The 18,564-nt window shown below is 55.8% G+C and carries 17 protein-coding genes; 8 read left to right on the top strand and 9 right to left on the bottom strand.

The genetic code is table 11. From position 1 onward, the window contains the following. Position 1: 1 nt before the first annotated feature. The 4 genes from cyoC to YERSI8AC_RS05725 all read right to left on the bottom strand — a co-directional run bounded on the left by cyoC (position 2) and on the right by YERSI8AC_RS05725 (position 4,755). On the bottom strand, positions 2-622 hold the full coding sequence (cyoC, locus tag YERSI8AC_RS05740; RefSeq protein ID WP_009287203.1) for a cytochrome o ubiquinol oxidase subunit III: 621 nt from the start codon (positions 620-622) through the stop codon (positions 2-4). Beyond that, positions 622-2,616, bottom strand: a complete 1,995-nt coding sequence (cyoB, locus tag YERSI8AC_RS05735; RefSeq protein ID WP_159176301.1) for a cytochrome o ubiquinol oxidase subunit I — start codon at positions 2,614-2,616, stop codon at positions 622-624. Before cyoB ends, cyoC begins: the two co-directional genes overlap by 1 nt. A 3-nt stretch (positions 2,617-2,619) precedes the next feature. Then, positions 2,620-3,627, bottom strand: coding sequence for a ubiquinol oxidase subunit II (cyoA, locus tag YERSI8AC_RS05730; protein WP_009287201.1), 1,008 nt, complete (start codon positions 3,625-3,627; stop codon positions 2,620-2,622). A 345-nt stretch (positions 3,628-3,972) separates the two neighbouring features. Next, a complete protein-coding gene (locus YERSI8AC_RS05725; protein ID WP_022520638.1) occupies positions 3,973-4,755 on the bottom strand; it encodes a DeoR/GlpR family DNA-binding transcription regulator in 783 nt (260 codons plus the stop codon). 310 nt (positions 4,756-5,065) lie between these two features. On the opposite strand from YERSI8AC_RS05725, the gene YERSI8AC_RS05720 reads away from it, so the two are divergent. From YERSI8AC_RS05720 to cdd, 7 genes are all read left to right on the top strand, one after another. Beyond that, complete coding sequence (locus YERSI8AC_RS05720) at positions 5,066-5,911, top strand: outer membrane protein OmpK (protein ID WP_022520639.1); 846 nt, start codon at positions 5,066-5,068, stop codon at positions 5,909-5,911. A 36-nt stretch (positions 5,912-5,947) separates the two neighbouring features. Next, on the top strand, positions 5,948-7,231 hold the full coding sequence (locus YERSI8AC_RS05715; protein WP_159176300.1) for a NupC/NupG family nucleoside CNT transporter: 1,284 nt from the start codon (positions 5,948-5,950) through the stop codon (positions 7,229-7,231). Between the two features lie 85 nt (positions 7,232-7,316). Beyond that, complete coding sequence (deoC, locus tag YERSI8AC_RS05710; RefSeq protein WP_159176299.1) at positions 7,317-8,111, top strand: deoxyribose-phosphate aldolase; 795 nt, start codon at positions 7,317-7,319, stop codon at positions 8,109-8,111. Continuing rightward, positions 8,111-9,466 carry a thymidine phosphorylase gene (gene deoA, locus YERSI8AC_RS05705; RefSeq protein ID WP_159176298.1) on the top strand — a complete coding sequence of 452 codons (1,356 nt, stop codon included), beginning with the start codon at positions 8,111-8,113 and terminating at the stop codon, positions 9,464-9,466. The genes deoC and deoA overlap by 1 nt, the downstream gene beginning before the upstream one ends. Continuing rightward, on the top strand, positions 9,463-10,722 hold the full coding sequence (locus YERSI8AC_RS05700) for a phosphopentomutase (protein ID WP_022520643.1): 1,260 nt from the start codon (positions 9,463-9,465) through the stop codon (positions 10,720-10,722). The genes deoA and YERSI8AC_RS05700 overlap by 4 nt, the downstream gene beginning before the upstream one ends. A gap of 12 nt (positions 10,723-10,734) precedes the next feature. Further along, a complete protein-coding gene (gene deoD / locus YERSI8AC_RS05695; protein WP_039859262.1) occupies positions 10,735-11,460 on the top strand; it encodes a purine-nucleoside phosphorylase in 726 nt (241 codons plus the stop codon). Between the two features lie 28 nt (positions 11,461-11,488). Continuing rightward, positions 11,489-11,896 (top strand): cytidine deaminase, encoded by a 408-nt coding sequence (gene cdd / locus YERSI8AC_RS05690; protein WP_159176297.1) that lies wholly within the window; start codon positions 11,489-11,491, stop codon positions 11,894-11,896. Here cdd and YERSI8AC_RS05685 read toward each other — a convergent pair. The 3 genes from YERSI8AC_RS05685 to YERSI8AC_RS05675 all read right to left on the bottom strand — a co-directional run bounded on the left by YERSI8AC_RS05685 (position 11,893) and on the right by YERSI8AC_RS05675 (position 14,794). Next, positions 11,893-12,882, bottom strand: coding sequence for a LacI family DNA-binding transcriptional regulator (locus tag YERSI8AC_RS05685; protein ID WP_236557255.1), 990 nt, complete (start codon positions 12,880-12,882; stop codon positions 11,893-11,895). The genes cdd and YERSI8AC_RS05685 overlap by 4 nt on opposite strands. Positions 12,883-12,968: 86 nt before the next feature. After that, on the bottom strand, positions 12,969-14,018 hold the full coding sequence (locus YERSI8AC_RS05680; protein ID WP_159176295.1) for a Gfo/Idh/MocA family protein: 1,050 nt from the start codon (positions 14,016-14,018) through the stop codon (positions 12,969-12,971). Then, on the bottom strand, positions 14,015-14,794 hold the full coding sequence (locus YERSI8AC_RS05675; RefSeq protein WP_159176294.1) for a ThuA domain-containing protein: 780 nt from the start codon (positions 14,792-14,794) through the stop codon (positions 14,015-14,017). The genes YERSI8AC_RS05680 and YERSI8AC_RS05675 overlap by 4 nt, the downstream gene beginning before the upstream one ends. A gap of 272 nt (positions 14,795-15,066) precedes the next feature. On the opposite strand from YERSI8AC_RS05675, the gene YERSI8AC_RS05670 reads away from it, so the two are divergent. Then, positions 15,067-16,191 carry an aminotransferase class V-fold PLP-dependent enzyme gene (locus YERSI8AC_RS05670; protein WP_159176293.1) on the top strand — a complete coding sequence of 375 codons (1,125 nt, stop codon included), beginning with the start codon at positions 15,067-15,069 and terminating at the stop codon, positions 16,189-16,191. 43 nt (positions 16,192-16,234) lie between these two features. Here YERSI8AC_RS05670 and YERSI8AC_RS05665 read toward each other — a convergent pair whose 3' ends face one another. Together YERSI8AC_RS05665 and YERSI8AC_RS05660 are read right to left on the bottom strand one after the other, a co-directional pair. Next, a complete protein-coding gene (locus YERSI8AC_RS05665; RefSeq protein WP_027959889.1) occupies positions 16,235-16,924 on the bottom strand; it encodes a CBS domain-containing protein in 690 nt (229 codons plus the stop codon). 165 nt (positions 16,925-17,089) lie between these two features. Beyond that, complete coding sequence (locus tag YERSI8AC_RS05660; RefSeq protein ID WP_159176292.1) at positions 17,090-18,520, bottom strand: hypothetical protein; 1,431 nt, start codon at positions 18,518-18,520, stop codon at positions 17,090-17,092. Between the last annotated feature and the right edge of the window lie 44 nt (positions 18,521-18,564).

Genomic DNA, 18,564 nt, shown 5'->3' with positions numbered 1-18,564 from the left:
CTCACAACACTCCCATCAGATAGACGAATGAGAAGACACAGATCCAGACAATATCGAGGAAGTGCCAGAACAGGCTTAGGCACAAAATCCTCGGCCGAGTCATATCGTTCAACCCTTTGGTGTAAAGCTGTACCAGCATCACCAAAATCCAGATCATGCCAAACGTAACGTGCAACCCGTGAGTACCGACTAGGGTAAAGAAGGCCGATAAAAAGCCGCTACGGTCCGGACCGTACCCTTCATGGATCAGATGCTGGAATTCATAGACTTCCATCCCCAGGAAGCACAAGCCCAGTAGAAAGGTAATAATCAGCCACACTTTCACTTGGCCAACACGGTTGGCATGCATTGCCAAAACGCCCATACCGAAAGTGAAACTACTGATCAGCAGTGCAAAGGTTCCGAAAAGGATCAAAGGTAATTCAAAGATATCAGCGCCAGTTGGCCCACCCGCCGTGCCCTTCATCAGCACGGCGTAAGTGGCGAACAGTGACCCGAAGATCACCAAATCGCTCATTAAGTAGACCCAGAAACCAAACAATTTCGTGCCCGAGGCATCGTGATGCTCTTCTTCGTGCTCTACCGGGTGGTGCGAGCTATGATTTAGCGTATCTGTCGACATTACGCTTGCGCCTCCACGCCTAGTCTTTGTTCACATTTGAGTTGATGCTCACGTTCGATTCGCTCAACTTCAGCAGCGGGAACGTAGTAGTCGATATCGTCGTTAAATACCCGTGCCATAAAGCTGATGAATACACCCACGGCGCCGACGCCGGCTAACCACCAGATATGCCACACCAGCGCAAAGCCGATGACCAGCGCAAAGAAGCTGATAACTGGCCCGGCCACGGTATTACGAGGCATATGAATATCGGTATAGGGGGCTTCTTCAAGCTGCTCTTCGCTACGCTGCTTTTGCGACCAGAAGCTGTCGATATCGCCCACTTCCGGCAGACGTGCAAAGTTGTAGAACGGCGCTGGAGAAGAGGTTGACCACTCCAAGGTGCGGCCATTCCAGGGGTCGCCGGTGACATCAGCGTTCTGTTTGCGGTCACGAATACTCACCCAGAACTGGATGATGGTGCAGACAATGCCCAGCATAATGATTACCGCGCCTACCCAAGCCAGAATCATCCACGGCTGCCATTCGGGGTTGGCGTAGGACTGCATGCGGCGCACGGCACCAAAGAAGGCCAGTACGTAAAGCGGCATAAAGGCGACGTAGAAGCCGATAAACCAGCACCAGAATGACCGCTTTCCCCACTTTTCGTTCAAAGTGAAACCGAACGCTTTGGGGAACCAATAGGTAAGCCCCGCCATCATGCCGAACACCACGCCGCCGATAATAACGTTGTGGAAGTGCGCAATAACGAACAGGCTGTTATGCAACACAAAGTTAGCTGCGGGCACCGCCAGCATAACGCCGGTCATACCGCCTAGGGTAAAGGTGATAATAAAGCCCAGCGTCCATAGCACCGGCGAAGTGAGTTCCAGGCTGCCGCGGAACATGGTGAACAGCCAGTTGAACACTTTCACCCCGGTAGGAATGGCGATGATCATTGTCATAATGCCGAAGAAGGCGTTGACGTTGGCGCCCGCCCCCATGGTGAAAAAGTGGTGCAACCAAACCACAAACGAGAGCAAGGTGATCGAAATGGTCGCCCACACCATGGTGGCGTAGCCGAACAGCCGCTTACGGGCAAAGGTCGCAATCACTTCAGAGAACACGCCGAAGGCTGGCAGAATCAGGATATAAACTTCCGGGTGGCCCCAGGCCCAGATGAGATTGACGTACATCATCATGTTGCCGCCAAAATCATTGGTAAAGAAGTGCATACCCAAATAGCGATCCAGCGTTAGCAGCGCGATGGTCGCGGTCAAAATTGGGAAGGAAGCAATGATCAGCACGTTGGCGCACAGCGAGGTCCAGGTGAAGATCGGCATGCGGAACATCGTCATGCCTTTGGTGCGCATTTTAATGATGGTCACGAAAAAGTTAATACCGGTCAGCGTGGTGCCTATACCGGATATCTGCAACGCCCATATCCAGTAGTCGACCCCCACCCCGGGACTAAACTCGATCCCCGATAACGGCGCGTAAGCGAGCCAGCCGGTTTTGGCGAATTCGCCCACCACCAGCGAGATATTGACCAGTATCGCGGAGACCGCAAACAGCCAAAAGCTTAAGTTATTCAGGAAAGGGAAAGCAACGTCGCGGGCACCAATTTGCAGCGGCACTACCAGGTTCATCAAGCCGATGACCATGGGCATGGCGACAAAGAAGATCATAATCACGCCGTGGGCGGTAAAGATCTGGTCGTAGTGCTCGGGGGGTAAATAGCCCGCTGCATCCCCGGCGGCCATCGCCAGCTGGGTGCGCATCATTATCGCATCCGAGAAGCCGCGCAGCAGCATCACCAGGGCGACGATGAAATACATAATGCCGAGCTTTTTGTGGTCAACGGAGGTAAACCACTCGTTCCACAGCCAGCCCCACTTACGGTAATAGGTGATTAAACCAAACAGTGCGATCCCACCAATGGCCATAAAGGCCGCGACGACCATGATGATCGGCTCGTGGTAGGGAATTGACTCTAACGTGAGTTTTCCAAACACGGCTTAACCTCCCACTTCTACGCTAGAGGAGTGGCTGCGCATGGCATTATCCTGACTAGCATGGTTGTTAGTGACATGACCTGATTCGGCCGCGTGATCGGCAGTCTTCTCATTTTCGCCATCGTGGGAGTCAGCATGATCGCCGCCCATCTGATGCTCGCCGCCGGTATGGAAGCTTCGTAAGATGCTTTCATACAGCGATGGTGAGATGGCTGAGAAGTACTCAACCGGATTCGATTCGCTAGGTTCCGCCAACGCTTCATAACCTTCTGGGTAGGTCAGCGTTTGTGGAGCAGCGCGTACCGTTTCCACCCAGGCGTCAAAATCCTCGGGGTTGGTCACCTTGGCTTCAAAGGTCATGCCAGAGAAGCCCGCACCACTGTAGTTGGTGGAACGACCAGGGTAGCTACCAATCTCATCGGCGATGAGATGGACATCGTTATCCATGCCCGCCATGGCATAAATCTGGCTACCAAGATGGGGGATAAAGAAAGCGTTCATCACTGAGCCTGAGCTGACCCGAAAGCGCACCGGTGTATCTACCGGAAAGGCCACTTCGTTAACACTGGCAATACCCTGCTCGGGGTAGATAAACAGCCACTTCCAATCAAGCGCCACCGCCTGTATTTCGATCGGCGCCACATCGCTTTCCAGCGGTTTGTGGGGATCAAGGCTATGGGAGGTCTTCCAGGTCAACAGGGCGAGCACCGCGATAATCGCACAGGGCACGATCCACACCACCGCTTCAATCACGTTGGAGTGCGCCCAATCAGGCGTGTATTTAGCTAGGCTATTACTACGCCGGTAACGCCAGCCAAACAGCAGCGTCATGACAATCACAGGAATAACTACAATCAACATTAGGCCAAAGGCGGTCAGAATCAGTGTGCGCTGCTCAGCGCCAATCTGGCCTTTTGGGTCTAGCAGCGCTGAACTACAGCCTGCTAGAAACAGACACAGCGCAAGGAGCACTAGCGTGCCTCGCCTGCGCCAAAGTGAGCGTCGTTGCATGGTGTGATCTCGTCAGAGGTTGTTTAAAACACTAGCTAGCCATGTCGCCCTTCTACATAGCAGGCTAACTACCACCCCATACTCTTCCCAAAACATGCTCTGCATGGCGCTCTTGAAAACGTGCTAGGAAAACGCTCTCAAGGACAGTGCACACGTGACGCTGGGCGCCATTGCTCCGGGAAAAATATGCGTCGCCGGATGGGAATTGGCGACGAGCCTCGCCGGCCTAAGCACTAAAGGCTTAAGCAGTTAAGACTAAAGTATTTTCTATTGATCGAGATCATGAAAGAAGTGGCGCATTGCCGCACCCAAGGTATTGACTGGGATGAGCAAGGGGGAAATCGCTTACGCCACTGTGACGGTGGGAACCACTATCTCAGGTACAACGCGGCCATTTTTTTTAAGCAACTGCGGGGCGCCCTCTTCGTCGGTAACCACCACATCAAAATCGTCCAGAGCAGCGAAATAGGCCGGGCGAACTACACTGAACTTACTGGCATCTACCACCAACAGGCGCTGCATAGCGGTGGCAATGGCAGCCTGTTTAGGCGCCACTTCGTGAAAGTGAAAGCAGCTAACACCACGCTCTAAATCCACCCCTGCAGCGGAGATCAGTGCCTTATTAATGCCTAACCGCTCGATAGCAGCGGTCATATTGTCGCTACCGAATGACTGCGAGGTGGCATAAAACAGCCCGCCCAGTAGCACCAAGCGCACGTTGGGCAGGGCGGCAACGGCATTGGCAACATTAAGCGCATAGGTCACTACCGTCAGCTCTCGGAAATGACTTAACTGGCTCAGCAGCGGCATTAGCGTTGAGCCGCAGTCGATAAACAGCGTATCGCCCTCTTCTATGTAGGCTAACGCCCGCTGACAAAGCCGATACTTGGCCTGGTAGTGGCTAGCCTGCTGTTCGGTCAAGTCATAAATAGGCGTTACGCCAGGGTAGTTTGCCATCACTAGGCGTCCACCCAGCAGGCTAATGGCAGTATCCTGAGTCGTCAGATCGCGACGGATGGTCATTTCGGAAACATCGCATAGCTCTGCGGCATCGCGCAGATGAAGAGTACCGCCACTGGCAAGCGCTTCCTGAAGCTTGGCAAGGCGCAGCGCACTACGGCCATTCATGGTGGGCATCTCCTGGCAAACCCCTCTTGTTGTGATTTTCGCAACGAGAGCATCGGTGTTGCGTCCATTTTCATTTCTATGCTGAGCGAGCGGCGGCGTAATTTCCACTGCTACGACGGCTATTGGTGCTATTAGTGCCACAATGAGAGCCATATGACATTTAAATAGCGTTGATGTGACAACTCTTGCAAATCAACGTTAGAAAAATAACACTAAATGTTATAATTTTAACATTAACGCCAGCCCGCACGACTACAACCTCGGATAGCCACACCCAAGTGGCTCCGCGACAACCAATGTTGAGGCTCTCATGACTGCTCGTACACACTCTCGCCCCCCTTCGTCTAAGATCGCGCTTGGCGCTGGCGTATTAGGGGCCATACTCACTACGCCGCTAATGGCAGACGAGGCTGCTCAGTCGCATCCTCTAGATCGACTGTGGTCATTCGCCAACGTTTCGGTTAACTACCTGGACTGGTCAAACGGCACCGAGGCGCGCACCGCTTCCAACGCGGCGAAAAGCGACTTTATGTTTCTCGAAATCGAAGGCGGCGCTGGCTTTAGCTGGGGCGAGTTCTACGGCTTCTTTGATTTCGAGAACCCCACCAACGACCAGTTCGATGAGTCCAGCGGTGGTAAAGACAACTTCCGCACCGCGGGTAAAGTGACCTCACACATTTACCTGGGTGACAGCTCGCTGTCGATTTACGCCCACCTGTATGACTTCCGTGATTACGGTTATGACAGCCGCGAGCAGGATCAGATTCTTGGTTTGGGTTACCGCACTACCTTCGACAATGGCCTGTGGTTCAAGCCCTTTATCGGTGCTGCGCGGGTACAAAGTAACAGCTATACCGGCATGAACGGCTATATGGCAGGCTGGGTCGCGGGTTATGATTTCACTGCACTCAACCAGGACTTCAGCGTCACCAACTGGCACGAACAGACCTTTGGTCGCGACGATGAGTATCTGGAGCAGAACTACGTGGGCGATACAGCGGGCAGTGTAGGCACCAACGGTGCACTGAGCCTATGGTGGCATCCGAGTGATTTGATCACCACCGGCATTCAGTATCGCTACTCTGACAATAAGTTGGGCACCCCCAACAATTATCAGAATGCGATGATCTACTCCGTCAAGCTCAACTTACTATAAACGCGCTTCTTACTCGCGGACTCGAAGGATCTCCTTATGACACTCCTTATGAGCTTGGTGGGTATGGTCACTCTGGTGGCCATTGCCCTGATCTTCTCCTACGACCGTAAATCGATACGGCTACGTACCGTGCTGGGCGCCTTTGCTATACAAGCGGGGATTGGTGCCTTTGTACTTTATGTGCCGTTTGGCCAAGCGGTACTACAGGCCATCTCCTCCGGCGTTAGCCAAATTTTGGTGTATGCCAACGATGGTATCGGCTTTCTGTTCGGCGGCTTAGCCGATGTGGATAATGTCGGCTTTGTATTTGCGATCAAAGTACTCCCCGTCATTATCTTCTTCTCCTCGCTGATCGCCGTGCTCTACTACATCGGCATTATGCAGTGGGTGATTCGCATCCTCGGTGGTGCCCTGCAAAAAGCCCTGGGCACCTCTCGCACGGAGTCGCTTTCTGCAACGGCAAATATTTTCGTCGGCCAGACCGAAGCACCGTTGGTGGTGCGTCCGTTTATCGCCCGCATGACGCCTTCGCAGCTGTTTGCCGTTATGTGTGGTGGTCTGGCATCGGTCGCCGGTTCAGTATTGGCGGGCTACGCCGCGCTGGGTATTCCCATGGAGTACTTGGTAGCGGCCTCCTTTATGGCGGCGCCGGGCGGGTTGCTATTCGCCAAGCTGATCATGCCGGAAACCCAAGACGTTACCGACAGCGACAGCGTTACCAAGGTGGAAGAAGAGATTGAAGCCCTGGAAGATAAACCTGCCAACGTCCTGGATGCTGCTGCATCGGGCGCTACCTCGGGTTTAATGCTCGCGGCCAACGTGGGCGCCATGCTACTCGCCTTTATCGCCCTGATTGCCCTGATCAACGGCATTTTAGGCGGCATTGGCGGCTGGGTGGGCTTTGAATCGCTGAGCCTGGAGCTGATCCTGGGCTGGCTGTTTGCCCCGCTTGCCTTCCTGTTGGGTGTACCCTGGGAAGAAGCGACGCTGGCTGGCTCATTCATTGGCCAAAAATTAGTGGTCAACGAGTTTGTCGCCTACATCAACCTAGCGCCTTACATTGATGGGGAACAGGTGGTAGCTGCGACGGGTCAGATGATGACACCGCACACTATGGCGATCCTCTCTTTTGCGCTGTGTGGCTTTGCGAACCTCTCCTCCATTGCGATTCTGCTGGGTGGCCTGGGTAGCATTGCCCCTACCCGCCGCAAAGAGATTGCTCGTTTTGGCGTCAAAGCCGTATTGGCCGGTACACTGTCCAACTTGATGTCGGCCTCGATTGCTGGCTTCTTTATCGCCCTAAGTAACGTCACTGCTTAACGCAGCGGGGTTTACTGAAGGTGGCGGGCACTGCGGCTTTATCCGCAGTGCCCGTTTTTATCTTTTACTGATTTGTGAGAATTCCATGACTGCGACCGCCTCCCCCCATATCGTCCAAGCCGCCCGCCAAGCACTCACCCTCATGGATCTGACGAGCCTGAACGACAACGACACGGACAGCACCATTGAAGCGCTCTGCCAGCAGGTGAAAACGCCCTTTGGCACCCCTGCCGCGGTCTGTGTATACCCTCAGTTTATTGTCACCGCCCAGCGTGCGCTTACTGCTCACAAGCTTAATGACCAGGTGAAGATCGCCACGGTCACCAATTTCCCCAACGGCGACGGCGACATTATGGCCGCCGCCCGTGAAACCCGCGACGCGGTTGCCTCCGGCGCCCATGAAGTTGATGTGGTCTTTCCCTACCGCGCGCTGATGGCAGGCGACGAGGAGACCGGCCTTGAGTTGGTTGAAATGTGCAAAGCCGCCTGCGCTGGCCAAGCACTGCTCAAAGTGATCATTGAGTCCGGCGAACTCAAAGAACCTGCACTGATCAAACGCGCCAGCGAACTGGCCATTGAAGGCGGTGCAGATTTCATTAAAACATCTACCGGCAAAGTAGCCGTTAACGCTACGCTGGAAGCCGCAGAGATTATGCTCAAAGCCATCAAGGCCAGTGGTAAAGACGTTGGTTTTAAAGCAGCGGGTGGCGTCAAAACCGCCGAAGACGCAGCGGAATATTTGGCCCTTGCCAACGATATTATGGGTTCAGGCTGGGCAACGCCCGCGCACTTCCGCTTTGGTGCCTCTAGCCTGCTGGGCAATCTGCTGGCGACGTTGACCGGCAATACCAACGCTGCCACCACTGACGGAGGGTACTAATGTCTACCAACGCCACTCAACACACCCTGCTCCCCCAGGAGCTGATTCGCCTAAAGCGTGACAACCAGCCGCTGCCCGCGGAAGAGATTAAAGCCTTTGTGCAGGGCATTGCCGATGATCGCATCAGCGACGCCCAAATTGGCGCCTTCACCATGGCCGTGTTTCTCAACGGCATGAGCCGTGAAGAAGTCGTTGCGCTGACCACCGCCACCCGCGACTCTGGCCACGTGATGCAGTGGAGCGACCTCAACCTGCCCGGCCCGATTGTCGATAAGCACTCCACCGGCGGCGTGGGCGATTTGGTTTCGTTGGTGCTCGGCCCCTGGGTCGCCGCCTGCGGCGCCTTTGTACCGATGATCTCCGGTCGCGGCCTGGGCCACACCGGTGGCACCCTGGATAAGCTCGAATCGATCCCCGGCTACGACCCCTACCCTGCCCCTGAGCGCTTCCGCGAGGTGGTGAAAACCACCGGCGTAGCGATTATTGGCCAAACGGGTGATCTCGCCCCCGCCGACAAGCGCATCTACGGCGTGCGCGATGTGACCGCCACCGTGGAATCGATTCCGCTGATTACCGCCTCTATCTTGGGCAAGAAGCTGGCCTCCGGACTGGATGCGCTGGTAATGGACGTTAAAGTCGGCAGCGGCGCTTTTATGCCTACACCGGAAAAATCCCGCGAACTGGCCAAAAGCATCGCCAATGTGGCCACCCAGGCAGGCACGCCCACCACCGCCCTGCTCACCGATATGAGTCAGCCGCTGGCGCTCTGCGCCGGTAACGCCGTTGAAATCGTTGAGACTCTGGCCCTGCTGCGTGGCGACCGCCCCAACAGCCGCGTGATGCAAGTCACCCGTGAACTGGCCGTGGAAATGCTGATCGCCGGCAGGCTCGCAGGCTCACGTGAAGAAGCGCTTACTCAGCTTGAGAAGGCGCTAACCTCTGGCGCAGCTGCTGAAGTATTCGCCCGCATGGTGCACGAACTCGGTGGCCCCAGCGACTTTATGGAACGCTCAGAGCACTACCTGGCCAAGGCCGACGTTATTAAACCCGTGTATGCCGAGCAAGCCGGTGTGGTCCAATGTATTGATACCCGCGCTGTAGGTATGAGCGTGGTGGAGCTGGGCGGTGGTCGCCTGCGCAACGACGCCAGCGTCGATCACAGTGTCGGCTTTACGGATATCGTCGAAATCGGCGAAAGCGTGGATAGCCAGCGCCCCATTGCGACGGTTCACGCCCGCAGTGAAGCCGCCGCTGAACGTGCCGCCGAACAGCTGCGCGCGGCGTTTTCGATTGGCGAAGGTACGGCCAGCGCCGACACCCTGCTACAAGACACTTTCCGTGGAGAAACCTTATGAGCCGCGCGATTGTACTGGTACTTGACTCCTTTGGGATTGGCGCCGCCCCGGATGCCGCGACCTTCGGTGATGAAGGGTCCGATACTCTGGGCCATATCGCCGCTGCCTGCGCCCGTGGCGAAGCGGATAACGCCAACCGTTCAGGGCCGCTGAAACTGCCCAATATGGCCAAGCTGGGGCTATTTCACGCCCACCGCGATGCCACGGGCAGCGTTGCCGAAGGCGTCACGCTGCCGGATAGTCTGGAAGGTGCTTACGCCCACGCCAAAGAAATTTCCAGCGGCAAAGATACCCCCTCCGGCCATTGGGAAATTGCCGGTGTCCCGGTACGCTTTGAGTGGGGCTACTTTCTGGATAAAACCGACAGTTTCCCCCTTGAGCTGCTCGACGCCATCGTGCAAGAAGCCGATCTCACTGGGGTGATTGGCAACTGCCACGCCTCTGGCACCGAGATCATCGCCCGCCTGGGTGAAGAGCATATAGCCACCGGCAAGCCCATCGTTTATACCTCGGCGGATTCGGTGTTTCAGATCGCCGCTCACGAAGAGCATTTCGGCCTTGAACGGCTTTATAAGCTGTGCGAAACCGTCCGCGAGCTGCTGGAGCCTTATAACATTGGCCGCGTCATTGCGCGTCCGTTTATTGGCGAAGACAGCACCACTTTCGCCCGCACCGGCAACCGCCGCGACTACAGCGTTGAGCCGCCCTCGCCCACCGTACTGCAAAAGCTCGCCGATGCCGGTGGCGAAGTGGTCTCGATTGGTAAAATCGCCGATATCTACGCCCACTGCGGCATTACCCACAAGGTAAAAGCCAGCGGCCATGACGCACTCATGGACGCCACCCTCAGAGAGATCGAGCGCACCAACCAACGCGGCTTTGACAAGAAAAATCAGGGCGAGCACGCCATGATCATGACCAACTTTGTCGATTTTGACTCGGTCTATGGTCACCGCCGGGACGTGCCGGGCTACGCCGCCGCGCTGGAAGATTTCGACGCCAAGCTACCTAAGCTCCTGGCTGCGCTAAGCGAAGATGATCTGCTGATTCTCACCGCCGATCACGGCTGCGACCCCAGTTGGCACGGCACCGAGCACACCCGCGAGTACATCCCCATTCTGGTACACGGCCCCGGCTTTACCCCCGGCCAGCTGGGCGAGCGCGGCACCTTTGCCGATATTGGCCAAACCCTGGCCGACTTTTTCCTGTTACCGGCCATGGCCGATGGCAAAAGCTTTCTACCCGACGCCGCTTAAAGGAGACCTTTGATGGCAACCCCACATATTAACGCTGCTCCCGGTGATTTTGCCGATACCGTACTGATGCCCGGCGACCCGCTGCGCGCCAAATACATCGCCGATACTTACCTGGAGAACGTGCGCCAGGTCAACGACGTGCGCAGCATGTTTGGTTATACCGGCACCTATAAAGGCCGCGAGATTTCCGTGATGGGCCACGGCATGGGCATTCCGTCGGTCTCCATCTATGCCAAAGAGCTGATCACCGACTACGGCGTAAAATCGCTAATTCGTGTGGGCTCCTGCGGCGCGGTGCGCGACGATGTCAACGTCCGCGATGTGGTCATCGGCATGGGCGCCAGCACCGACTCCAAGGTCAACCGCATGCGCTTTAACGACCACGACTTTGCTGCTATTGCCGACTTCGAACTGACTCAGCACGCGGTGGCTGCCGCCAAGGCCAAAAACGTGCCGGTCAAAGTGGGCAACATCTTCTCTGCAGACTTGTTCTACAACCCGCAAACCGAAATGGCTGAAATGCTCAAGCGCTACGGCATTGTCGGCGTCGAGATGGAAGCCGCAGGTCTTTACGGCGTCGCCGCTGAGTTTGGCGCCCGCGCCATGACCATCTGCACCGTATCGGATCACATCCTGAAAGGCGATTCGCTCTCCAGCGCCGATCGTCAAACCACTTTCGACGATATGATGCTGATTGCACTGGACACAGTTCTACGCGACGACGCTGCCCGCGCTTAGGGCGTTGAAGCGGCCAAAAGGAAAAGTGATGGATCAAGTATCGGAAGAGATCGTTCAAAAGTTGTTAAACGCGCGGGCTAACGCTTATGTGCCCTACTCCGCGCATCCGGTAGCGTCGGTGATGGTGACTCCCGATGGTCAGCAGTTTGCCGGCACCAACGTGGAGGTGGCGCACTACAAAGGCTTGTGCGCTGAAGCCTCGGCCATTTCCGCCATGGTGACCGCAGGCCAACGCCAGTTGGCGACCGTCTACGTCATGGGCCCCGCTGATCACTTATGCACGCCCTGCGGCGACTGCCGTCAGCGCATTCGCGAGTTCGCCACGCCAGAGACTCAGATCAAGGTGCTATCCGGCAGCGGCGAATTGATGAAAACCTACACCATGGAAACGCTGCTGCCCGATGCCTTCGGGCCGGAGCAGTTGCCGCCGCGCTAACTCGTTTCCCGTAACACCAGCGCCACCGGCAGCGATACGTGTCGGGGCGCTTCTCCCGCCCTCGCTTCTGCCAGTAGTGCCATGCTCGTCTCGGCTATCTCGGCAATATCCTGCCGTACGGTGGTGAGCCCAGTGGCGAGGGTGGGCAGGTCATCAAAGCCTGTCACCGCGACCTGAAAAGGCACTTCAATCCCGCGGTCTTCCAGCGCAGCTACACAGCCCAACGCTAGTTCGTCGGTGGCGCATACCAGTGCATCAAAAGGCAGTGGGTGAGTGCCCTCTTCGTCTAAATAGCGATTTAGATAGCGATAGCTGTTAAGAGAGTCTGACGCGAAGCGGTGCGGTAGGCTAATCAAGCATTCGGCAAACCCAGCCTCTGCCAACGCCCGCCGGTAGCCCTCCAAACGGCTATGGGGACGCGGCACCTCTAGCTCGCCGCCCATAAACGCCAGCCGCCTGCGACCCTGGGTAATGAGGTGGTGGGTCATCTCATACAGCCCCTGCCGATCGTCCGGGGCGACGGAAAAGCCTTCCCCGGCATCACCTATGCGCACAAAAGGAATCGCAGCGGCCTTAAGCAGTGCCGGGCGCTCATCGTCTGGGGCTTCACCAAGCAAAATAGCTGCCCCCGCGCGTTCGGGTAATTCAGCGGTTTGTTGGTGATTAAAGAACACCGGCACCATACCCTGCTGATGAAGGGCCACGGTAAGGTGCTGGTAGAGCAAGATATAGTAAGGGCGCAGCTCGATATCCTGACGGCCGAGAGAGATGCCTACCACCGCCGTTTTACCGCTTATTAGCTGACGAGCCGCGGCGCTGGGTTGGTAGGCCACTTCTTGGCTAATCGCCAAAATTTTCTCACGCAGGGCATCACTGAGCCCTGGCTTGCCGTTCAGGGCCCGGCTCACCGAGGCAATCGATACCTCGGCCCGCCGGGCAATTTCTCGGATGGTGGCCGTTTGGGCGCTTTGCTTGCTCTTTATCACCGAATCTCTCACCGGCTATTTCCCGCCCTATTTTTCACCTGGAATGCCTCCAGTGTGCCGAAAAACACCCGGCGTTGCGACGCTGATTACACTGCAACTTCCAGGCTGCGATCTTCCTGACTGGAGATAGCGCAGGCATCAAGAACGGTTTGGATCGCCGCCCCGCGGGCAAAGTCCGGCTGGTCGTTTTGACCACTGCGGATGCTTTCAACAAAACGCTGATAGATACTAGGTGTTGGCGGTGCCTTCACTGTGCTCCAGCGCGCCGGGTGAACGTCATCGTCCAAACACACCTGCACGTCGTCTTTTGAGGCGTCTAAATCGACGCGAATAGCACCTTTATCGCCGTGTACACTCAGGGTTAACGAGTTGTGATGCCCGGTCGCCCAGCGGGTGGCTTGAATGGTGCCCTTGGCCCCATTGGCAAACGTCACTCGCATTAGCGCGGTGTCGTTGGCATCCAACAAATAGTCACCAATCCGGTTGTCTGGAGCTTTTTCAAAACAGGTCAGTTCGCAGTTAACGCGAGTAATATCGCCGACCGGAAAGCTGGCAAAATCAACAATGTGAACGCCCACATCGCCCAGTACACCTTTGCTGCCGTGGGCTTCAGAGAGCCGCCAAAGCCACTGGCTATCTTGATCCCAACGCCCCCAGGCATTGCTGACCAGCCAACTCTGCCGGTAGCTGGCATCCACGTGACGAACTTGCCCAATCGCCCCAGCGGTAATCAGTGCACGGGCGTGCTGAATGGCCGGTGCATCCCGATAGCTAAAGTTGACCATATTGATGACGTTGGCAGCCTCGGCCGCCTGGGCCATTGCATGGGCATCGTCGGCATTCGTCGCCAGCGGTTTTTCACACAAAATGTGTTTGCCTGCGGCAATCACGGCCAGTGACGTGCGCTTATGAACACCATCTGGTGTGACGTTGCTAACGGCTTGGATATCCTCCCGCGCCAGCATAGCCTCCAGGTCGTCATACGCATCGGCGATATCAAAACGACCCGCAAAGTCGCGGGCCTTGGCCAGCTCCATATCGCACACCGCCACTACTTCCACCCCCTCGATCCGGCTAAAGTGCTTGGCGTGTTCCCCCGCCATACTGCCAGCGCCAATTATCGCTAAACGGATCATTTGAAGCCCTCCTCGCCAGGTTTATGCAGCCCTTCGCCTTTGATTTCCACCGGGTTGGGTGCCTGGTCGGCAGGAATATTGGGGCAGCTATCGATCCAGCGGGAGCCTTCCGGGCGCGCCCATTTCACAGCGTTCTTCAGCACGGTTTTTACCTGTTCGTTGTAATAGATCGGATAGGTTTCGTGACCTGGGCGGAAGTAGAAAATCTTGCCGTTGCCGCGCTTGTAGGTCAGCCCTGAACGGAATACCTCACCGCCCTCAAAGGCGCTGATAAAAATCACTTCATCGGGGTTTGGCACCGCAAATGGCTCGCCGTACATTTCAGTATGCGGCAGTTCGATATAGTCGCCCAGGCCCTGAACGATAGGGTGACCAGGGTTAACGACCCACAGCCGCTCGCGCTCTCCCGCTTCCCGCCACTTAAGTGAGCAGGTCGTGCCCATCAGGCGTTTGAAGATTTTTGCGTAGTGCCCAGAATGCAGCACAATTAGCCCCATCCCCTGCAACACGCGCGCCTGCACGCGGTCGACGGTCTCTTCCAGCACATCGCCGTGGGCAGCGTGGCCCCACCACAGCAGCACATCGGTATTCTCGAGAGTCTCTTCACTTAAACCCTGTTCGGGATCTTGCAAGGTAACCGCGTTGGCGTGGATACCCTCCGCTTCGTTTAAACCTTCCGCGATGCAGTGATGCATACCTGCTGGATAAATTCGCGCCACGACTTCATTGATTTGTTCGTGGACGTTTTCACCCCAAACGGTAACGTTAATGGTCATCTATTCTCCTTAGCCGTAGCCGGTTAACAGCACAAAAGCAGCTTAAAAGTGCTGCATAACCCACAAAGTAAACGCTTACCCCGTCGACGTAAACGTTTACTCATGTGCAACTTTAGTCGCTAACCCGTTTATAGTGTCTAGACCATCACCATTGGCATCGCGACGAAGTTATCCGTATTCTGAAACGCAACCTCGCGCTTTAGCGTGACTCACGATGCGTGTTTAATGATTTGCTTCTAACAACAGGCTGTTTCTAAAAACAGGAGAACGCCATGGCTGGTTTACTACCCAACATCGACCCCGACGGCTTGCTTGAATACTCGGTGGTCTACACAGACCGTTCGCTGAATCACATGTCACAGCAGTTTCAAGGTGTGATGCGGGATATTTCAGCCACGCTGAAAGAGGTGTACAACGCCCAAGCGGCCGTTATCGTGCCCGGTAGCGGCACCTTTGGTATGGAAGCGGTGGCGCGCCAGTTTGCCGTTGACCAGAAAACCTTGGTTATTCGCAACGGCTGGTTCAGCTACCGCTGGACGCAAATTATTGAGATGGGTCGCTTAACCGATCAGCACACGGTGCTTAAAGCACGACGTCTGAATGCCGATGACCCTCGCTCGCCTTTTCAGCCAGTGCCCATTGAGGAGGCCGTCGCGCAGATTCGTAGCGAAAAACCTGCCGTTGTGTTCGCCCCGCAAGTCGAAACCTCTGCGGGCTTGCTACTTCCGGATGACTATATTCAAGCGCTCGCCGAAGCCACTCACGAGGTAGGTGGCCTGTTTGTACTGGATGCCATTGCCGCGGGCACTCTGTGGGTGGATATGCAGGCACTCGGCATTGATGTGGTGGTAAGCGCGCCGCAAAAAGGCTGGAGCGGTTCGCCCTGCTGCGCCATGGTAATGCTCTCGGAACGTGCCACGCAGCGCTTAAGTGAGACCCAGAGCAACAGCTTTGCCTGCGATTTGGGCAAGTGGCACAGCATTATGCAGGCCTATGAAAATGGCGGGCACGCCTACCACGCCACCATGCCTACCGATGCACTGCGGCAGTTACGGGACATTATGAAGGAGACCCGTGCCTACGGCTTTGACAATGTAAAAGAGGAGCAGCAGGCGATTGGCCGGGAAGTCCGCGCCATGCTTAAACGCCACGGTTTTGTGAGCGTTGCTGCGGAAGGTTTTGAAGCCCCAGGCGTAGTGGTGTGCTATAGCGACGATAGTGGCTTAGTGAGCAAACTTGCCCAGGCGGGCGTGCAAGTGGCGGGCGGCGTACCGCTAATGTGCGATGAAGGCGATAACTTCCAAACCTTTCGCATCGGTCTATTTGGCCTCGATAAGCTGCACCACACAGAGCGCAGCGTGAACAGCTTAGAGCAGGCGATTAAAGCAGTGGTGTAAGGTAAAGAAGGCAGAGCCCGCTATTTTAATAGCGGGCTTTAGGTCACATATAGCCCACGCCCCGCGGCATCATGCCCAGATGATTTTCAACTTGGGTAACCCCAGGCACGTTTTCCGCAGCAACGGTTACCGCCTGCTTCTGTTCAAGGGATTCGACTAGTCCCCATACCTCCACAGCACCGCCATCCACAATCACGCTAATGCCTTCAACTTGTACGCCGGTATTATTCTCAACTTCTTTGAGAATAGCCTCACGAATTTGACGATCATCCGTGGGCGACTGGGTTGGCGCCACTGCGGCATTGGCGATACCCTGGAGCAAGTTAGCACGGCTAACAATACCCACTAACTTGCCATCACGTAGCACAGGCACCCGCTTGATATGATGTTTTTCCAGCATTCGCGCAATGGTATGCAGCGGCGTGTTCTCTTCCACGGTCATTGGATTCGGGGTCATGACCTCGTGGGCTTTACGACCATGGGACTTAACATAGTCGCCAGCATCTTTGCCGCCGGTAAACAGCGATAACCACCAGGAGTGTCCGTGATCACTGTCACTTTTTACCCGGCGCATTAAATCACCTTCGCTGACAATGCCAATCACCCGCCGCTCACTATCTACGACAGGCACCGCACTAATACGGTGCTTGAGCAGCAGTTGCGCAATTTCACGTACTTCGGCGTCAGGCCCCACACTCACCACTTTGGGCGTCATAATATCGATAGCTTGCATTGTACTCCTCCTTGAGCTCAACCTTTAAAGACTGAGCCGCAGATGCAGATTATCCTGCTTGTTCTTTGAGCCTAGCTCGCTGCTGAAGATTTGCCCATGCTGGCTAGCGATCTCAAAGAACGCATTGAGGCTGCGTTGACCTGGCGCAGTTTATTGGCACTTTTGTTATTCGCTTTCCTTCACTACGCTGCTCTCTTCGACTTTCTCGACATCGACAATGCCCGAGCGGCTAACGACAACCTTCCAGCGGGCCAAGTAAGGAGTATCTTCGCTGCCCGTCTCCCGAATCACTAAGTTAAACAGATGACGGCGCTCGACGCCCTCGCGAACTGCTTGGCCATCTTTTAAACGGTAGATGTGATGCTTGCCCTTACTCATTAGTCGCGTAAGCATGGAGATATCCAGATTGAGCGTTTCGCGGGTATGCTCGTAGCCGCTCAAAAAGCGCGTAGGCGACATACGTGAGCTTGAACGATAGTGCAGCACCACTTCTTCACGCTGGGCTACCGTACGGCGGCGCATCTGCTTGATATCATCGCCCAGCGATGCGTAGCGCTTGTAGTCAAACCACTCCAACTGGCGGCCCACCACGGCGTTGCGCGTGGGGTCTAAATACTGGCGCCGCCACTTGGGACGGCCTTTACGCAGCCAGCGCCACAGGGTATTGCGCAAATCATCCTTAAACACTTCGCGCAGGGCGTAGAGCAGCGCCATGGCTAATACGAACAGCGCGGTGATATCTCCCAGAGCATTACGCAACTGCAGCACGCCTAACGATACAAAGGCCATTACCACGGCGGTGGCAAGCGCTTTGACCGCTTTTTGCTCGCCGCCACCCAGCTCCAATGCCTCTTGTTTCAGGGTAATCGGGTGCTCAATCAGGCGCCGCAACAAGCGCATTTTATTCGACATCCGAGTGGGATCAGCCATCACGCGCTCGGCGTTGTACTGCTGTTCGCGGCGATACTCGCCCTCCCGGTAGCACACGCTAATAAAACGTCGGCGAATATCGGTAAACTCTCCGCCGCGGGGCATGTGTGCCACCAGCGCCAGCAGCTGTTGCTCAGTAAACCAGGAGAGGTAGTTATCAATATTGGCAAAGTACTTATATAGACTTTCGTCATCGGGCTGGTGGCGACGCAGCCGCTTGAGAATACCATCGCTCAAGTCGATCATCTCATGCAGTTGGTCACGTAGGGCAACGGCACTCTCTTGCACCTCACTGTTCTCTTCGCGCTCCTCTTGGCGAGCATGGCGCAGCTTATTGGCATTCACCAACATTGCTCGAGTAGTGCGCTCCATCGCTTCCACGTATTGATAGGCGTAGAGACTCAAGCTCAACCGATACGAGTCGCTGCCGAGCCGATTACGGCTGGCCAGCCGACTGTGCACGAGCGGTAAGAGATACTCGTCACTGTAGTAGGTGCGCGAGACATTGATAGCGGCATGATAAAAGGCTTCTTCTGAGATAAGCTGGGTGCTTAATCCCAAATCGCCAGGCACAAAAAGATAGACGTCGAGGTTATGCGATGTCTCTTCCTTGAGCCGCCGGGTAAGACGCAGCTGAAAGCTGTTTTTACGCTCAACGTTGATCAACTCATCAATCTCCTACTCCTTTGCCTAACGCGATGATATACCAT

The sequence above is a fragment of the Halomonas sp. 113 genome (assembly GCF_904067645.1).
In the GTDB taxonomy this organism is placed as follows: domain Bacteria; phylum Pseudomonadota; class Gammaproteobacteria; order Pseudomonadales; family Halomonadaceae; genus Vreelandella; species Vreelandella titanicae.
This window is presented reverse-complemented; position numbering and strand designations above follow the sequence as displayed.

Excerpts from the sequence above, each read along its gene's own strand:
- cyoC (WP_009287203.1), bottom strand. The coding sequence starts at position 622 with ATGTCGACAGATACGCTAAATCATAGCTCGCACCACCCGGTAGAGCAC.
- cyoA (WP_009287201.1), bottom strand. The coding sequence starts at position 3,627 with ATGCAACGACGCTCACTTTGGCGCAGGCGAGGCACGCTAGTGCTCCTT.
- YERSI8AC_RS05725 (WP_022520638.1), bottom strand. The coding sequence starts at position 4,755 with ATGAATGGCCGTAGTGCGCTGCGCCTTGCCAAGCTTCAGGAAGCGCTT.
- YERSI8AC_RS05720 (WP_022520639.1), top strand. The coding sequence starts at position 5,066 with ATGACTGCTCGTACACACTCTCGCCCCCCTTCGTCTAAGATCGCGCTT.
- YERSI8AC_RS05715 (WP_159176300.1), top strand. The coding sequence starts at position 5,948 with ATGACACTCCTTATGAGCTTGGTGGGTATGGTCACTCTGGTGGCCATT.
- deoC (WP_159176299.1), top strand. The coding sequence starts at position 7,317 with ATGACTGCGACCGCCTCCCCCCATATCGTCCAAGCCGCCCGCCAAGCA.
- deoA (WP_159176298.1), top strand. The coding sequence starts at position 8,111 with ATGTCTACCAACGCCACTCAACACACCCTGCTCCCCCAGGAGCTGATT.
- YERSI8AC_RS05700 (WP_022520643.1), top strand. The coding sequence starts at position 9,463 with ATGAGCCGCGCGATTGTACTGGTACTTGACTCCTTTGGGATTGGCGCC.
- deoD (WP_039859262.1), top strand. The coding sequence starts at position 10,735 with ATGGCAACCCCACATATTAACGCTGCTCCCGGTGATTTTGCCGATACC.
- cdd (WP_159176297.1), top strand. The coding sequence starts at position 11,489 with ATGGATCAAGTATCGGAAGAGATCGTTCAAAAGTTGTTAAACGCGCGG.
- YERSI8AC_RS05680 (WP_159176295.1), bottom strand. The coding sequence starts at position 14,018 with ATGATCCGTTTAGCGATAATTGGCGCTGGCAGTATGGCGGGGGAACAC.
- YERSI8AC_RS05675 (WP_159176294.1), bottom strand. The coding sequence starts at position 14,794 with ATGACCATTAACGTTACCGTTTGGGGTGAAAACGTCCACGAACAAATC.
- YERSI8AC_RS05670 (WP_159176293.1), top strand. The coding sequence starts at position 15,067 with ATGGCTGGTTTACTACCCAACATCGACCCCGACGGCTTGCTTGAATAC.
- YERSI8AC_RS05665 (WP_027959889.1), bottom strand. The coding sequence starts at position 16,924 with ATGCAAGCTATCGATATTATGACGCCCAAAGTGGTGAGTGTGGGGCCT.